16 protein-coding genes are annotated in these 16,574 nt (G+C 37.3%); 15 read left to right on the top strand and 1 reads right to left on the bottom strand.

The window, feature by feature from the left end; genetic code table 11:
• Positions 1-85: 85 nt before the first annotated feature.
• From CRI88_RS03930 to phnX, 5 genes are read left to right on the top strand one after another with little or no spacing between them, the layout of a single operon-like run.
• The gene (locus CRI88_RS03930) at positions 86-838 is read left to right on the top strand and encodes an ABC transporter ATP-binding protein (RefSeq protein ID WP_058843433.1); all 753 of its coding nucleotides are present in this window, start codon (positions 86-88) and stop codon (positions 836-838) included.
• Positions 831-2,462 (top strand): ABC transporter permease, encoded by a 1,632-nt coding sequence (locus CRI88_RS03925; protein ID WP_036125493.1) that lies wholly within the window; start codon positions 831-833, stop codon positions 2,460-2,462. The genes CRI88_RS03930 and CRI88_RS03925 overlap by 8 nt, the downstream gene beginning before the upstream one ends.
• The gene (locus CRI88_RS03920) at positions 2,459-3,445 is read left to right on the top strand and encodes an extracellular solute-binding protein (protein ID WP_101966407.1); all 987 of its coding nucleotides are present in this window, start codon (positions 2,459-2,461) and stop codon (positions 3,443-3,445) included. Before CRI88_RS03925 ends, CRI88_RS03920 begins: the two co-directional genes overlap by 4 nt.
• A 13-nt stretch (positions 3,446-3,458) precedes the next feature.
• Positions 3,459-4,559 carry a 2-aminoethylphosphonate--pyruvate transaminase gene (gene phnW, locus CRI88_RS03915; protein WP_101966406.1) on the top strand — a complete coding sequence of 367 codons (1,101 nt, stop codon included), beginning with the start codon at positions 3,459-3,461 and terminating at the stop codon, positions 4,557-4,559.
• The gene (gene phnX, locus CRI88_RS03910) at positions 4,549-5,343 is read left to right on the top strand and encodes a phosphonoacetaldehyde hydrolase (protein WP_101966405.1); all 795 of its coding nucleotides are present in this window, start codon (positions 4,549-4,551) and stop codon (positions 5,341-5,343) included. The genes phnW and phnX overlap by 11 nt, the downstream gene beginning before the upstream one ends.
• Before the next feature lie 45 nt (positions 5,344-5,388).
• On the opposite strand, the gene def is transcribed toward phnX, so the two are convergent.
• Positions 5,389-5,946 (bottom strand): peptide deformylase, encoded by a 558-nt coding sequence (gene def, locus CRI88_RS03905; RefSeq protein ID WP_036125484.1) that lies wholly within the window; start codon positions 5,944-5,946, stop codon positions 5,389-5,391.
• Between the two features lie 394 nt (positions 5,947-6,340).
• Here def and pdhA point away from each other — a divergent pair, with 394 nt between their 5' ends.
• The 10 genes from pdhA to CRI88_RS03855 all read left to right on the top strand — a co-directional run bounded on the left by pdhA (position 6,341) and on the right by CRI88_RS03855 (position 16,566).
• The gene (gene pdhA / locus CRI88_RS03900) at positions 6,341-7,456 is read left to right on the top strand and encodes a pyruvate dehydrogenase (acetyl-transferring) E1 component subunit alpha (RefSeq protein ID WP_058843438.1); all 1,116 of its coding nucleotides are present in this window, start codon (positions 6,341-6,343) and stop codon (positions 7,454-7,456) included.
• Between the two features lie 3 nt (positions 7,457-7,459).
• Positions 7,460-8,437 (top strand): alpha-ketoacid dehydrogenase subunit beta, encoded by a 978-nt coding sequence (locus tag CRI88_RS03895; RefSeq protein ID WP_036125477.1) that lies wholly within the window; start codon positions 7,460-7,462, stop codon positions 8,435-8,437.
• Between the two features lie 47 nt (positions 8,438-8,484).
• A complete protein-coding gene (locus tag CRI88_RS03890; RefSeq protein ID WP_101966404.1) occupies positions 8,485-9,822 on the top strand; it encodes a dihydrolipoamide acetyltransferase family protein in 1,338 nt (445 codons plus the stop codon).
• A gap of 4 nt (positions 9,823-9,826) precedes the next feature.
• Positions 9,827-11,242 (top strand): dihydrolipoyl dehydrogenase, encoded by a 1,416-nt coding sequence (lpdA, locus tag CRI88_RS03885; RefSeq protein WP_036125472.1) that lies wholly within the window; start codon positions 9,827-9,829, stop codon positions 11,240-11,242.
• Between the two features lie 203 nt (positions 11,243-11,445).
• Positions 11,446-12,351: a LysR family transcriptional regulator gene (locus CRI88_RS03880; RefSeq protein WP_036125556.1), complete on the top strand. Its 906-nt coding sequence runs from the start codon at positions 11,446-11,448 to the stop codon at positions 12,349-12,351.
• A gap of 405 nt (positions 12,352-12,756) precedes the next feature.
• Positions 12,757-13,383, top strand: a complete 627-nt coding sequence (locus CRI88_RS03875; protein WP_101966403.1) for a phosphate starvation-inducible protein PhoH — start codon at positions 12,757-12,759, stop codon at positions 13,381-13,383.
• Entirely contained in the window at positions 13,383-13,991 is a 609-nt protein-coding gene (locus tag CRI88_RS03870) for a hypothetical protein (RefSeq protein WP_058843442.1), read from the top strand. Before CRI88_RS03875 ends, CRI88_RS03870 begins: the two co-directional genes overlap by 1 nt.
• 198 nt (positions 13,992-14,189) lie before the next feature.
• A complete protein-coding gene (locus tag CRI88_RS03865) occupies positions 14,190-14,822 on the top strand; it encodes a hypothetical protein (RefSeq protein ID WP_036125465.1) in 633 nt (210 codons plus the stop codon).
• Positions 14,819-15,421, top strand: a complete 603-nt coding sequence (locus CRI88_RS03860; protein ID WP_036125464.1) for a hypothetical protein — start codon at positions 14,819-14,821, stop codon at positions 15,419-15,421. The genes CRI88_RS03865 and CRI88_RS03860 overlap by 4 nt, the downstream gene beginning before the upstream one ends.
• Positions 15,418-16,566, top strand: coding sequence for an ABC transporter substrate-binding protein (locus CRI88_RS03855; RefSeq protein WP_058843443.1), 1,149 nt, complete (start codon positions 15,418-15,420; stop codon positions 16,564-16,566). The genes CRI88_RS03860 and CRI88_RS03855 overlap by 4 nt, the downstream gene beginning before the upstream one ends.
• The last annotated feature ends 8 nt before the right edge of the window (positions 16,567-16,574 follow it).

Raw genomic sequence — 16,574 nt, 5'->3', positions numbered from 1 at the left:
AATTTACTCAACATTTACACAAAAATGCATTTTCCTTTACAAATGGTCACTATACTAAAGCTAAGAACTGAGAGAGGTGACCAATTTGTTAGAGCTAAAAAATATCGCAAAAAGCTATAAAAATAAGAAAGTTTTAGTAGATATCAACGTAACCATCGAATCAGGTGAAATCATTTCGTTACTAGGGCCAAGTGGTTGTGGTAAAACTACCTTGCTCAATATCATCTTAGGGCTTGTAGATCAAACGGCTGGTCAGCTTGTCTACAATGGACAAGATATATCCAAGCAGTCGATGCAAGAAAGAGGGTTTAATATTGTGTTTCAGGATTTTGCGTTATTTCCTCATTTAAATGCATACGACAATATCGTTTATGGTTTGAAAAATAAGAACGTGCAAATGTCCAAAGAGGAGATACAAGAATATATCGATTTTTTAGAGCTAACACCTCATCTGCAGAAAAAGATTCACGAATTATCTGGTGGGCAAAAACAACGAGTTTCCATTGCGAGGACACTTGTGATGCAGCCTAAAATACTATTGTTAGATGAGCCACTAAGTGCATTAGATGGCGTCATTAAGGAATCCATCAAGGAGCGTATTAAATCTATTGCCCGTGAATTTAAATTGACAACCATTATCGTGACACATGATCCAGAAGAAGCCCTCACATTATCTGATAAAGTCATGATTATTAATGAGGGAACAGTTGCTCAATTTGGTACGCCTCATGAAATAGTAACAGCACCAAAAAATCAATTTATTGAGGACTTTATTTTAAGGCAGCTTCATATTAAGCGACATAACATCTATCAATTGTTTGGAGAAACATATGCTTAAAACGAATAAAATGATGAAATTGATTTTTCTACCGATTCTTATTTTTTTCCTATTCTTTTTAATTGTGCCATTACTTTATATGTTTTGGCAGTCTTTCAAAATAGGAAATGTGGTGACCATTCAAAATTATATAGATGCTTTACAAAATATCGAAATTCGAGAAGCCTTTATCAATAGCTTTAAAGTTTCTTTTGTAGCCTCAGTGATTACAACCATTTTAGCTTTTTTATTGGCCTATGCTGTTCATTTTACAACGATGCATCGCCATGCGAAAAAGCTTGTGCAAATAGGCATTACTTTGCCCATGCTTCTGCCAACCATCACCTATGGTTTTGTGCTGATTTATACATTTGGTAATCAAGGAATTCTAACGAAATTAGTGGGGCAACCCCTTTTTACAATTTACGGGTACAACGGTTTGGTGCTTGGTTACGTTTTATACACATTGCCAGTCGCTTTTATTTTAATGCAAAACTCCATGCAATATATCGACAAACGATTTTTACTGGTTTCCATGTTAATGCATGATCATTCACTTCGTCGCTTTTATCATACTGTATTCCGTCCAATGTTAGGTACGATTGGTGGTGCTTTTATTTTAACGTTTATTTTAAGCTTCACAGACTTTGGTATACCCGCATCTGTTGGTGGAAATTACACAGTGATTGCCACTGAACTTTATCAAGCGATGTTAGGCTCCATTGTCCATTTTGAGCGTGGCGCAGTGATATCAGTGTTAATGCTAGTACCTGCCGTACTTGGTGTTGCCCTATTAACAATTTTAGAGCGTTTCAATTTTCACTATAAACAAGGTGGGCGAAGTGACCTTGTAAAGCATCGTCTGCGTGACACGTTGTTTACTATTTATTCAATTGTCTGTGTGACGATCGTATTCATCATTTTTGCAACGATGTTTATTGTGCCTTTTACGAAAGGCTATCCATATAACTTCAGCTTTACATTAGAGCATGTTCAAAATGTACTAGCAGAGAAGGATTTAATAAAGGTATATGTCAATTCTCTTATCGTGGCAGTATTAACGGCTATATTAGGCGTGGTCATTACATTTCTGTCAGCGCTACTCAATGTTCGGACACCGTTAAAAGGAAGAAAAAGCTTAGATGTAGCCTCCATGATTACAAATACAGTACCAGGAATGGTGCTTGGATTGTCCTACTTGTTTTTCTTTAATGGAAGTTCATTAAAAGGTACATTTTTCATCATTGTTGCATGTAATATTGTTCATTTTTTTACGACACCTTATTTAATGGCGAAAAATTCATTACAAAAGATGGACCCTACATGGGAGGTGACAGCTGAGCTATTAAAGGATTCTTGGTTAAAAACCGTTAGACGAATTATTTTGCCGAATATTAGACCAACGATTTATCAAATGTTTAGTTACTTTTTTTTAAATGCTATGGTCACGGTTAGTGGTGTTATTTTCCTTGTCAGCACGAAGACAATGCTTGTCTCAACACGCATCAAAGAGCTTCAGCATTTCGCAAAGTACACCGATATTTTCGTACTATCAATATTCATTTTATGTACAAACCTCATTGTGAAATTAGGTTGTGATTATATAACAGCACATAAAGAAAAAGCGGAGGAGATATCAAAATGAACAAGTCAACAAGCATGATGTTAGGGACAATTAGTGCAGCGGGGGTTGTTTTAGCTGCGTGTGGAGGGGCTGCAGCTGATTCCAAAGAGCAAGTCATTATTTATTCAAATGCTGATGATGAAGCAATTGAAGTAATGGAATCCACATTAGATGATAAGGGCTATCAAGGTAAGTATTTAATCCAATCATTCGGTACTTCTGAGTTAGGTGGCAAAATGATGGCAGAAGGGACAGATATTGAAGCAGATGTTGTCACGATGGCTTCCTATTTTATAGAAAGTGCTCAAACCTCTAAAGCCATGTTTGTAGATATTTCTTCGGACTTAAAGCCGCTTGATGGAGGAGTTACATATGCACTGCCAATTTTAGGCAATATTGGCTCCATCTTTATTAATACAGAAATATTGCAACAAAAAGGGCTAGCAGTACCGAAATCGATTAAGGATTTGACAGACCCTGCTTACAAGGAATTAGTATCCTTCCCAAATATTATGGATTCCTCAACAGGCTGGCTTTTAGTACAAGCCATTATAAAGGAATATGGTGACGATGAAGGACAAAAGGTGTTAGCTGATTTAATTAAAAATGCTGGCCCACATATTGAAAGCTCAGGTTCTGGCCCTATCAAAAAGGTGAAAACTGGTGAGGTTGCTGCAGGCTTTGGTTTACGTATTCAAGCGATTGATGCTAAAAACGAAGGATTGCCGATTGAATATATTGACCCGACAGAAGGAAACTTCACTTTAACGGAATCTGTGGCTGTTGTGGATAAAGAAGGTGATGAAGCTTTAGCTAAAGAAATGGCAAAGGTGATCGCAACGGAGGCTCGCAGTGGTTTATTGGAGCAGTATCCTGTAGCTCTATATGAAGGGGAACAGGTAAAGGATGAGTATGTTCCAGCTTATTTAAAAAAATGGGATACAACATTAACGGTTGATTTATTAGAAAAACATCAAGCCTTCTTTAAAGAAGCGCAGCGATAAGGAGTTATAGCAGATGAGTAACTATAAATTATTGACACCAGGACCATTGACAACAACTGAAGCGGTAAAACAGGAAATGTTAAAAGATCGTTGTACATGGGATGACGACTATAAAAATGTGACACAAGTGATTCGCAAGCAACTTTTAGCGTTAGCTCATGTCGAGGAGCCTGAATATACCACGGTGCTTATGCAAGGAAGTGGAAGCTTTGTCGTAGAGTCTGTACTAACAACTGCGATTGGTGATAACGATAAAGTACTAATTCTAACAAATGGTGCTTATGGTGAGCGAATTGTTGAAATGGCTAACGTTTTAAAGTTACAACATGTTGTTTATAGTGTCCCTTACGATGAACAGCCATCATCATTAGAAGTTCAAGCTTTTCTTGAAAAAGATGCAAGTATTACACATGTAGCCGTAGTGCATTGTGAGACAACTACTGGTATTTTAAATCCAATAAAGGAAATAGGAGAAGTTGTTCATTCATTCGATAAAACGTTTATCGTGGATGCGATGAGTAGCTTTGGTGGTGTACCGATGGATGTATCCAATTTGCATATTGATTTTTGCATTAGTAGTGCCAATAAATGTATTCAAGGTGTGCCAGGTTTTGGATTTGTTATCGCGAACACAAAAGCTTTAGAAAAATGTAAAGGACAAGCCCGTAGCGTAGCATTAGACTTGTATAGCCAATGGGAAGTGATGAAGCAAGATGGAAAGTGGCGTTTCACATCACCTACTCATGTAGTGGCAGCTTTTGCGAAGGCGCTTGAGGAGTTAATCGATGAAGGTGGAATCGATGCCCGCTATAAGCGCTATGCGCATAATAATCATATACTTCGCTCTCGTTTGTCAGTGCTTGGGTTTGAAGCGTACGTTTCAAAAGAGCTTCAATCACCTATTATTACAACATTTTTATTCCCACACAATGAGTTTACTTTTGAGCATTTTTATCAGGAAATGAAAAAAGCGGGTTTTGTCATCTATCCTGGTAAGTTGACTGATGTGGATACATTCCGTATTGGCAATATTGGTGATATTCATGAGGAAGATATGCTGACGTTATGTGAGGTTATAGAAAATTATATGGTGGTGAAAACGAATGAAAATTGAAACGGTTATTTTGGATTGGGCAGGAACAGCAGTAGATTTTGGTTGCTTTGCCCCTGTAAATGTTTTTTTAACAATTTTTGAAGATGCAGGTGTCAAAGTTACACTGGAAGAGGCTCGTAAACCAATGGGGATGCTGAAAATTGACCATATTCGTACGATGCTGGAAATGCCAAGAATTGCTGAAGAATGGCAACGTGTGCATGGACAAGCCTTTACAGAAGAAAATGTAAGTGCATTATACAAGCAGTTCGAAACAAAGTTAATGGAATCGTTGGCAACTTATACAGATCCTATCCAGCATGTGAAAGCGACCGTACAGCAATTGAGAGAAGCGGGAATTCGAATTGGCTCAACGACAGGCTATACTGATTCCATGATGGAAGTAGTGACAAGACATGCAGCTGACAAGGGTTATCAACCTGATTTTTTCGTAACACCTACACAGGTAGGGGATAAAGGACGACCATACCCATTCATGATTTTTAAAAATATGGAGGCATTAGGGTCAAAAGCAACAAAGCAAGTTGTGAAGGTTGGCGATACAACCTCAGATATAATGGAGGCCTTGAATGCAGGTGTTTGGGCTGTTGGTGTTATTATTGGAAGTTCAGAAATGGGACTTTCTGAAGCAGAGTTCCAAGCATTAACTGCTGAAGAACAACAGCAAGTGATAGCGAAAACGAAATGCATTTTTGAAGAAACTGGCGCTCATTATACGATTGAAACTATGGCAGAGCTACCTGCGTTAATTGAAACGATTAATGAACGTATAACTAGAATATAAACAAAACAAACCTCGGCAGATGTGGATAACTGCCGAGGTTTGTTTTTAGTCTCGCTCATATGGGATTGAATCTGGTATTTCGGCAAATGGATTTTTTTCATTAATTCGGTCATAAAACATAACACCATTCAGATGGTCTAATTCATGCTGAAATGCAATAGCTGGCAATCCTTTAAGGCGCATCTTTTTCTCTTCACCATCAATTGTTTTAAATTTTACTGTGATGCGTGCATGACGTGGCACATACCCAGGAATATTACGATCAACAGAAAGACATCCTTCTCCTGCTGATAGGTATGTGTTTTCGACAGAGTGGCTAACGATCTTTGGATTAATGGCCACAAAGCTTAATTGTTCGCCAGCCTCATCTTTTAAATGAAGGGCAAACATACGCTGTAAGCAATTTACCTGATTGGCAGCTAAGCCAATGCCACTACGCAAATTATATTTTTCGGCCATTTCAGGATCTTGGCTGTTGATTAAATATTGAAGCATATCCTCTGCAAGCTTTCTTGTTTCATCAGTTAAAGGGAATTTAACTTCCTCTGCTTTTGTGCGTAAAGTCGGATGACCTTCGCGGATAATATCATCCATTAAAATCATATAGTAATCTTCCTTTCAACTTTGTAGTGCCTTATTAATAAGTATACATCACGTCTTAAAACAATCACATGAAAAAAGACCTTATTTGAATATACTCAAAAAATTTTTCTAATGCTATTAGATTTTCGAGAATGGGGTATTCTACTAGGGGAAAAGCTGTGAGAAAACGTATGAGCTGTACGGTGTAAATAAGGTGTTGTAATACAGAATTTGAATATTACTGATACAGTATAGGACAGCAATGTTTGATTGTTATTCTAGAAAAAATCTTTGTATAGAGCAGTAATAGATGATTGACCGACAGTATTTTATTCAGTATACTGAATTTCAAGAATAAGTTGTACTAGTTAAAAAGGTGATTTATTTTAATACAGCTGAAAGGGAGATGTGACAAATGAGCAAGAAAAACAATAATATTTTTGATGCTAAACAAACGCTAACTGAAATCGAAGATAAGTTTGAAATGTTTCAAATTTTGAATGAAGAAGGCGAAATTATAAATAAAGAGGCAGATCCACAATTATCAGATGAGGAACTAGTTGAACTAATGACACGTATGGTTTATACACGTATTTTAGATCAACGTTCAATCTCACTAAACCGTCAAGGTCGTTTAGGCTTCTACGCGCCGACTGCTGGTCAAGAAGCTTCGCAACTTGCTTCTCATTTTGCGTTAGAACAAGAAGATTGGATTTTACCAGGTTACCGTGATGTACCACAAATTGTATGGCATGGCTTACCTTTAGATAAAGCGTTTTTATTCTCTCGTGGACATTTTATGGGGAACCAAGTACCTGAGGGTGTAAATGTTCTAGCACCACAAATTATTATCGGTGCTCAATATATCCAAGCAGCAGGTGTTGCACTAGGTATACAAAAGCGTGGGAAAAAAGCTGTTGCAGTAACTTATACTGGTGACGGTGGTTCTTCTCAAGGCGATTTCTATGAAGGAATTAACTTTGCAGGTGCGTTTAAATCACCAGCAATCTTCATCGTACAAAATAACCAATATGCAATTTCAACACCTCGTGAATTGCAAACAGCTGCTAAAACAATTGCACAAAAAGGTGTGGCAGCTGGTTTACCAAGTATTTTAGTAGATGGAATGGATGCGCTTGCAGTTTATGTAGCAACGCGTGATGCACGTGAGCGCGCAGTTAATGGTGAAGGTCCAACATTAATTGAAACAATGTGTTACCGTTATGGTCCTCATACAATGGCTGGGGATGACCCAACACGTTACCGTACATCTGATACAGATAATGAATGGGCACAAAAGGATCCACTTGTTCGCTTCCGTAAATACCTAGAAGCAAAAGGTTTATGGGATGAAAAGAAAGAAGAAGCAGTAATCGAACGTGCAAAAGAAGAAATTAAAGAAGCAATTAAAAAAGCAGATGCTGCTCCAAAACAAAAAGTAACAGAATTAATGGAAAACATGTATAAAGGCGAAATGCCATCTAATTTAAAAGAACAGTATGAAATCTATAAAGAGAAGGAGTCGAAATAACCTATGGCACAAATGACGATGATTCAAGCAATTACAGATGCACTTCGCACAGAATTAAAGAATGATGAAAACGTTCTTGTATTCGGGGAAGATGTAGGTGTCAACGGTGGGGTATTCCGCGCGACAGAAGGCCTACAAAAAGAATTTGGGGTTGATCGCGTTTTTGATACACCATTAGCAGAATCAGGTATTGGTGGCTTAGCAATCGGTCTTTCTCTTCAAGGATTCCGTCCAGTTCCTGAAATTCAATTCTTCGGTTTCGTTTATGAAGTAATGGATTCAATCAGTGGTCAATTAGCACGTATGAGCTACCGTAGTGGCGGGGTATATAATGCACCAGTAACAATCCGTTCACCATTTGGTGGTGGTGTGCACACACCTGAAATGCACTCTGATAGCTTAGAAAGCTTAATGACAGCACAACCAGGATTAACAGTTGTTGTTCCATCAACACCATATGATGCAAAAGGTTTACTTATTTCATCTATCCGTAATGACAACCCAGTTATTTTCTTAGAGCATTTAAAACTATACCGTTCATTCCGTGAAGAAGTACCTGAAGAAGCATACGAAATTCCACTAGGAAAAGCAGATGTAAAACGTGAAGGTACTGATTTAACAATTGTTGCTTACGGTTTAATGGTTCATGAAAGCTTAAAGGCTGCTGAAGAACTAGAAAAAGAAGGACATTCTGTAGAGGTCATTGATCTACGTACAATTCAACCGATCGATGTGGAAACAATTATCGCATCAGTTGAAAAAACAGGTCGTGCAATCGTTGTCCAAGAAGCTCAAAAACAAGCAGGTATCGCTGCAAACGTAGTAGCAGAAATTACAGAGCGCGCAATTTTAAGCTTAGAAGCTCCTGTTCTTCGTGTGGCTGCACCAGATACTGTGTACCCATTCCCACAAGCTGAAGGTGTTTGGTTACCAAACTACAAAGATGTAATGGAAACAGCGAAAAAAGTTTTAACATTCTAATAAAGCTTCTAAACTTGAACAACAGTAACTAGAAAGGATGGGTACACATGGCATTTGAATTCAGATTACCGGATATTGGCGAGGGAATTCACGAAGGCGAAATCGTGAAATGGTTCGTTAAAGCTGGAGATACAGTAAAAGAAGACGATATTCTTTGTGAAGTCCAAAATGATAAAGCGGTAGTAGAAATTCCTTCACCAGTTGAAGGAACAGTTGAGGAAGTTTTAGTAGGAGAAGGAACAGTTGCTGTAGTTGGCGATGTCCTAATCCGTTTGGATGCACCTGGCTATGAGGACTTAAAGCTAAAAGGTGATCATCATGCTGAAGAAAAAACAGAAGCACAAGTTCAGGCAACTGCAGAGTCTGGTCAGGACGTAGAGAAAGCTCCTGCTAAAGAGGAAAAGGCACCAGAAAAAGCTCCTGAAAAAGCGGAGACAGTGATTGATGAAACAAAACGTGTGATTGCAATGCCTTCTGTACGTAAATTTGCACGTGATAAAGATGTTAACATCCGTGAAGTGAAGGGTACAGGTAAAAATGGTCGAATCTTAAAAGAAGATATTGAAAACTTCTTAAAAGGTGGTGGCTCTGTAGAGGCTGATACGGCAACTATTGAAACAATTGATGCAACAGTTCAGCAAGAGGCAGCAGCTCCAGCAGCACCTGTAGTTCTTGAAGGGGAATTCCCAGAGACTCGTGAGAAAATGTCTGGTATTCGAAAAGCGATTGCAAAAGCAATGGTACACTCGAAACAAACAGCTCCGCATGTTACACTTATGGATGAAGTCGATGTAACAGCTCTTGTAGCACATCGTAAAAAATTCAAAGATATCGCTGCTGAAAAAGGTGTCAAATTAACATATTTACCATATGTAGTAAAAGCACTTATTTCAACTTTACGCGAGTTCCCTGAATTTAACCGCTCATTAGATGATGCAACGCAAGAAATTATTCAAAAGCATTACTATAATATTGGTATTGCTGCTGATACTGAAAGAGGCCTATTAGTACCCGTTATTAAGCATGCAGATCGCAAATCTGTATTTGCAGTGTCTAATGAAATCAATGAGTTAGCGACGAAAGCCCGTGAAGGCAAGCTTGCGCCACATGAAATGAAAGGTGCTTCCATGTCCATTACGAATATTGGCTCTGCGGGAGGACAATGGTTCACGCCAGTAATTAATCATCCTGAAGTAGCTATACTAGGTATTGGTCGAATTTCAGAAAAACCTGTAATAAAAAATGGTGAAATTGTAGCCGCACCTGTGTTAGCATTATCATTGAGCTTTGATCATCGTATGATCGATGGAGCCACTGCACAAAATGCTTTAAATCACTTAAAGCGTTTGTTAAGTGAGCCAGAATTATTATTAATGGAGGCGTAACAAAATGGTAGTAGGAGATTTCCCAATCGAAACAGATACTCTTGTCATTGGTTCAGGTCCTGGAGGATATGTAGCAGCAATTCGTGCAGCTCAAACTGGCCAAAAAGTAACAATCGTTGAAAAAAATGTACTTGGTGGTGTGTGCTTAAACGTAGGTTGTATCCCATCAAAGGCATTAATTTCAGTAGGTCACCGTTTTGAGCAAGCTAAACATTCAGATGACATGGGAATCATCGCTTCTGATGTGAAATTAGACTTCTCAAAAGCACAAGCATTTAAAGACAGCGTTGTTAAAAAATTAACAGGCGGTGTTGAAGGCTTACTTAAAGGTAACAAAGTTGAAATTGTACAAGGTGAAGCTTATTTCGTTGACGCTAACTCAGTGCGTATCATCAATGGTGAATCTGCTCAAACTTACACATTTAACAATGTCATTATTGCAACAGGTTCTCGTCCAGTTGAAATTCCAACATTCAAATTCTCTGATCGCGTACTAAACTCTACTGGAGCACTTTCTTTACAAGAAGTTCCTGGTAAATTAGTTGTTATCGGTGGCGGATATATTGGTACAGAGCTAGGTTCAGCATACGCAAACCTAGGTTCACAAGTTACAATTATCGAAGGCGGAAAAGATATTTTAGCTGGCTTCGAAAAACAAATGACGCAAATCGTGAAAAAAGGCCTTAAAAAGAAAGGCGTTGAAATGGAAGTTAACGCATCTGCAAAAGGCGTTGAAGAAACTGAAAACGGCGTAGTAGTAACTTATGAAGTTGGTGGAGAAGAGAAGAAAGTTGAAGCTGACTATGTATTAGTAACTGTGGGTCGTCGTCCAAATACAGATGAAATGGGCCTTGCTGAAATCGGTGTTGAATTCGGTGAACGCGGTCTAATCAATGTTGACAAACAATGTCGTACAAATATTTCAAACATCTATGCAATTGGTGATATCGTTGCAGGTCCTCAGCTTGCACATAAAGCTTCTTACGAAGGTAAAGTTGCTGCTGAAGCGATTGCTGGTGAAAAATCAGTTGTTGATTATCTTGCTGTACCGGCTGTATGTTTCACAGATCCAGAAATGGCGACAGTTGGTTACAACGAAGAACAAGCGAAAGCAGAAGGCATTGAATACACTGCAGCGAAGTTCCCATTCGCAGCAAACGGCCGTGCGCTTGCATTAAACCAATCAGAAGGTTTCGTGAAGCTTGTTGCTCGTAAAGAAGATGGCTTATTAATCGGTGCTCAAATCGTAGGTGCTGGTGCATCTGATATGATCGCTGAGATGGGCTTAGCGATTGAAGGCGGCATGACTGCTGAAGATATCGCTTTAACAATTCATGCTCACCCAACATTAGGTGAAATTACAATGGAAACTGCTGAAGTATTACTTGGCAACCCAATCCACATTGTAGCGAAAAAATAATTTGAATAAAGGAGTGTAGAAAAAGCGGATGTTCATTCGCTTATCTACACTCCTTTTTTATTTACAATTGTTTTCTTAAATGCAGCTTGTCGTTGAATAAAATAAATAAAAGGTAATAACTTGAAGATGTGGCCCTATGGATATTAAATTTTACTTTATGCATAAAAAATAGTATTATAATTGATAATAATTATCAATTAAAAATGAAGGAATGGGTTACGATGAATGAGCGCTACCGAACATTTATTTTATTAGCACAATACAAATCATTTACTGAAACAGCGAAGCAGATGTTTTGTTCCCAACCAACAGTTTCTCAGCATATTCAGCAATTGGAAAGTGAATTAGGCTGCCAGCTGATCTCACGGAAAAAGCGACAAATCGAGTTAACTACACAAGGTGAAATGGTGTTGGCTTATGCGCAGAAGATGCAGGAAATGGACCAACAATTGCGAATAGCAGTAAAGCAGACACAACAGGAAAATATCAAATTATATATAAGTCACTATATTGCAGATAGCTTTTTTGATGAGCTATTTGATAAAAATAATAGCACATATAAACAATATCCATATGAAATTAATAGCTATTGCTATGAAGATTTAAAAAGTAGTTTAGTAGAAAACCATGCCAAATTTGCTGTGATGCCGATTTATGATGCTGATAAGATTGTTCACGAGTCATTTGATATCGATATTTTATTTGAGGAAGAATTAGTATTAGTGATGACAAATGATCATCCTTTAGCAAGTCGTCAAATCATTTATACAAGAGATTTGAAAAACTTATCGATGCTATTGTCCCAAAGTTCTTATTTGAATCAGCATATTAAACAAGCTTTACATCAGAAGGCAGTACCTGTTTATTATATACAGATGACTAATTTTGAAATTATTAAGAAGGCTGTGCAGCAGGGTATGGGCGTATCCTTTTTACCTTATAAATCAATAGAGGATAGTCTAGATAAATTAACGTTTAAATATGTGAAAGGTCTATCTATTAAACGAAAAAATGGTATTGTATTTAACCGTAACCAAATTTTAAATGAGCAAGAACAAGCATTTTGTGAACGTATAAAGAAGAAATTGAAGATAGAGTCTATCAGGTAAGTTAAACTTATAAAGGTAAATAAATCCTTTATAGTGTTTCTTCTATTATATTTATTAAAATATTTTCTAAATTAATCCAAGCAATATACGAAGCTCTTATTTACTGATTCGTAATTGTTTGGGTTTTTTTATCTTAATTGAGCATCTATGCCAGCAGTATGGTAGCACTTGGAGGAATTTATATAGCTTTTTTGCGATGACTTCCAAGAATCATTTTTGATAGAATATCATCCTTCATTTGTAGGTTTATAGCATTCTATAAGAAAATGTAATAGTACAATAGGAGATTTTTATAATTCGAGAAAAACGGATAAGTGGACAGCGAAAATTAAAATCTTACACCTTACATGATATTGATAATCGTTATCAATGGTGATATAGTTCGAAATGCAAGGAGGTATGAAGATGTCAAAAGACTATATTGTTGTTCATCCATGTAATATTTTTTCTCAAGGCAAAGCAGATGAAAATTTTGAAATTGTAGATATGTATGATTTACCGAATATTGAGCTGTCTTCTTATAAATGTATGATAATTTTAGGGTTTGTCGATCAAGAATTTTTGCAAGAAAAGAAGCAAATTATCGCAGATTTTTTGGCAAGTAAAAAGATTGTATGCTTCTTCGGTAACTTAGTCACAAATTGGTTGCCAGGACAGCAGGCATTTATTGCAAAGGAAATTCGAAATCATTGGGATTATGACATCTCAATTGCGAAAAAACACAGAATTTTTGCAGGTGTAAAGGAAGAAGATATGACAATAAATAAAGGTGTCAAAGGATTTTTTGCTCGTGGACATCATCCAGCACCTACAGATGCGGAAATATTATTAACCTTGCCAGACGGTGAGCCTGTGACATTTATTGACCGAAGCTCAACAAATGGGACTATTTTTATGCATGCAGGTAATAATCTCTTTAATATTGGAGGCATGACACCTTCATCATCAAAAACAACCAGTCGTATTCCTACACAGCTAATGCAATGGGTACAAGAAGAATACATGTATTTAGCGGAAAGGAGTGTCAAGTAGTGCGTAAAATAGCTGTTATGTATAGTGGTAGTTCACAACATTGGCGTACATATAAGACATCTGAATTCGCTCAGTATATCGATCAATTGATTCCAGTGCGTCAGTTAGAGGAAGAAAATTTAGATGCCTTCGATGTATTAATCATCCCTTCTCAATCTCATACAGGGTTATTAGATAAAAATATTCAAAAGATCTATGATTTTGCGAATACAGGTAAAGTAGTGGTCACATTTGGCCCTCAGCACAGAGATTGGTTGCCAATGCATAATTGGGAATCTAGGCCAACTAATTTTTGGTGGTGGCTAGAGCCTAATGCTGATAGTGGCTTGCGTTTAATAGAGGCAACGCATGATTTATTTAAGAATTACCTTACACTGGAGGATGCAACTTGGCATCAACATGGTGTGTACTGGCCAAGTGAGGGCTGTGAAGTTTTAGTATCGACAGATGATGGTGGGGCCGTCTTATATATTGATCGAGTGAACACAAATGGGATTTGGGTCAATACAACATTGGATCCAGATTATCATTTTGGATCTTATTTTATGCCGGCAACAGAACGCTTCTTACGAGGATTTTTACCTTGGCTAAAGAAAGGGCAAATATAAGGAATGCTAAGTGCGCAAAACGATTACTAATAGCTCTATTTGAGACGCAAGTGCTAGTAGTATGTTGGTTCAAGGTTTTGACAGGAAAGCTTGCCGTACATAGTGTAGAAAAATAAGCTTGTGGTATTAAATTAATTATTTTGGAATTTGCTCGTCATTGGTACGGAAATTTTTTGATAAAAGAAAGTAGGAGAACTAGTGGAACCTATTGCTTATGTTGGCATTGATATTCAGTTTACTCGATTAACGGCTGAGGATCGTGAACGTGGCTTAGTATTTTTATATTTATATGATTTACCCTATGTTGATTTAACTGCCTATGCAGGAATAATTATCACAAATCATGTAGAAGAGCAATTTCTACTAGAACATAAAATGATTTTAGATGAATATTTGCTACAGGGTGGTGTTATCTTTTCACTGACAGAAATATCATTGCCATGGTTAGCAAATGTAGCTAATTGGAAACGCTCTCCTATTCCATTGAAAGATCGCGAAATCATGATTGAACAAGCTAATTGTTCTTTATTTAAAGGGATAGAGCCATATGATATTAATTATCGAAAAGGTGTACGGGGCTTCTTTTCTCGTGGCTATTTTGAAGAATTACCAGCACATGCGGAAGTGTTAATTACAGATCAAAGTGGTGTACCGATACTTTATGTTGATCGACACTCAACAAATGGCACCATTTTTGCAGGGGCAGGTACCGATATTTACAAGGTATTTATGCATGAAGAAAATACATCGAAAAAGCTTAGTATGCAAATGCTAGATTGTATTCGTGAGGAAGCTAATCGCAATTATGCAAGTGGAGGTATGGGCAAATGATAGGGATTGTGACGAATGGCTTACCATTTCAAAATCGCTTTTTTGCAGAGCAAGAATTTCATTATTTATATGATGAAGTGCTACATATTCGCCACTTTCATCAATATGATTTAACAAAGTATGACACACTTATTTTATCTTGTCGCTTAGATATCCGTTCTTTAAAGCGGTATCAGTCACAATTACTGAAATTTGTTAATGCTGGCAAAAGACTGATTATTTTTGGTGAAATATTGGATTGCTGGTTTCCGACAATTGATTGGGAAGATTCTGAGGTCAATTTTAGTTGGTGGGTGAGAGATGGCGGTGATTTACCGATGAAAATGCAAAATAATGTGCATCCACTTTTTAAATACGTGACATTGCATGATATGAAATGGCATTATCACGGTTCTTTTTTACCACCACAAGGAGCGCAATCGTTATTAGATATTCCAAATGGACGATCGTTATTTTATGTAGATAATGTGAGCTTTAATGGAGAACTAGTTGTCACTACACTTGATCCGATGTTTCATATTGGACTAGGTTTTATTGATCAATCAAAGCCGTTTTTACATGGGATGGCAAAATGGTTAAGAGAGGAAGAAAAACATTGAAGAAGTATGGACTTGTCGCTGCTGTAGCACTAACAATGTTGCTGGCAGCTTGTAATAATAACAACGAAGAGACGCAAAATAATACTAAGCCTCAGGTGGAGCAACAATCATCAGAGTTACAAACGACAAAGGAAGAGAAGCTTGTAGTTGACCAATTAGGACGTGAAGTAACAGTACCAAATTCGATTGAGCGTGTTGTAATGGGAGGCATTCTTCCATACTTCTCTACTTGGTATGTAGCAACAAATTCTACAAAAGAAATTGCTGGTATGCATCCAAATTCGTATAATGCAGCAAAACATTCGATGCTAGCAAAAATGTCTCCAGATGTTTTAAAGGCTGATACTTCGTTTATTCAGAATGGTGAAGTCAATGTGGAAGAATTAATGAAAGTAAATCCACAATTATATATAGAGATTGCAACAGATGAGAAATCAATCCATAAAGTATCAGAGGCAGGTATTCCTGTGGTTGCGCTCAAGGCAATTGACGCAGCTGCGGCAGAGCCATTAGCTACCTTTAATAGCTGGTTAGAAATAACAAGTCAAATAACAGGCACAACAGAACGTGCTAATCGCTTCCTAGAGGAAGGCAAAAAAGTACAAGCTCAATTAGATGAAAAGTTAAAAACGATTGAAGAAAAAGATAAGCCTCGCGCGATGATGTTGTTTAGACATAATGAAAAGTCGATTACAATTGGAGGGAAAAACTTCTTTGGTAATCAATGGCTCAATGCGACGGGAGCAATTGATGTAGCTGAAAATGATATCCAAGGACAAAAAGAAGTCAATATGGAACAGGTATATACTTGGAATCCAGATATTATTTTTATTACCAATTTTACAGAAACACAGCCAGCTGATTTGCTTGAAAATAAGATAGCTGGGCAGGATTGGAGTCAGGTGAAGGCAGTTCAGGAGGGTAAAGTGTATAAGATTCCATTAGGCATTTATCGTTGGTTCCCACCTAGTGGAGACGCACCTTTAATGTTAAAGTGGCTTGCACAAAAAAATCACCCAGCGCTATTTGATTATAAAATAGAGGATGAGATTAAAGCATATTATAAAGATTTTTATGAATACGATGTGACAGATGAAGATATTCAAGCTATTTTAAATCCGTCTTCAGAAGCAGCTAAATATTAAGGGATGAT

Origin of the sequence: Lysinibacillus fusiformis (assembly GCF_002845985.1) — a bacterium.
Classification (GTDB): Bacteria; Bacillota; Bacilli; order Bacillales_A; family Planococcaceae; genus Lysinibacillus; species Lysinibacillus fusiformis_D.
Note: the sequence above shows the minus strand (reverse complement) of the source record. Positions and strands in the feature narration are given on the sequence as shown.

What these genes read in the sequence shown, in the direction of transcription:
- CRI88_RS03925 (WP_036125493.1), top strand. Translation starts at nt 831, where the DNA reads ATGCTTAAAACGAATAAAATGATGAAATTGATTTTTCTACCGATTCTT.
- CRI88_RS03920 (WP_101966407.1), top strand. Translation starts at nt 2,459, where the DNA reads ATGAACAAGTCAACAAGCATGATGTTAGGGACAATTAGTGCAGCGGGG.
- phnW (WP_101966406.1), top strand. Translation starts at nt 3,459, where the DNA reads ATGAGTAACTATAAATTATTGACACCAGGACCATTGACAACAACTGAA.
- phnX (WP_101966405.1), top strand. Translation starts at nt 4,549, where the DNA reads ATGAAAATTGAAACGGTTATTTTGGATTGGGCAGGAACAGCAGTAGAT.
- def (WP_036125484.1), bottom strand. Translation starts at nt 5,946, where the DNA reads ATGATTTTAATGGATGATATTATCCGCGAAGGTCATCCGACTTTACGC.
- pdhA (WP_058843438.1), top strand. Translation starts at nt 6,341, where the DNA reads ATGAGCAAGAAAAACAATAATATTTTTGATGCTAAACAAACGCTAACT.
- CRI88_RS03895 (WP_036125477.1), top strand. Translation starts at nt 7,460, where the DNA reads ATGGCACAAATGACGATGATTCAAGCAATTACAGATGCACTTCGCACA.
- CRI88_RS03890 (WP_101966404.1), top strand. Translation starts at nt 8,485, where the DNA reads ATGGCATTTGAATTCAGATTACCGGATATTGGCGAGGGAATTCACGAA.
- lpdA (WP_036125472.1), top strand. Translation starts at nt 9,827, where the DNA reads ATGGTAGTAGGAGATTTCCCAATCGAAACAGATACTCTTGTCATTGGT.
- CRI88_RS03880 (WP_036125556.1), top strand. Translation starts at nt 11,446, where the DNA reads ATGAAGGAATGGGTTACGATGAATGAGCGCTACCGAACATTTATTTTA.
- CRI88_RS03875 (WP_101966403.1), top strand. Translation starts at nt 12,757, where the DNA reads ATGTCAAAAGACTATATTGTTGTTCATCCATGTAATATTTTTTCTCAA.
- CRI88_RS03860 (WP_036125464.1), top strand. Translation starts at nt 14,819, where the DNA reads ATGATAGGGATTGTGACGAATGGCTTACCATTTCAAAATCGCTTTTTT.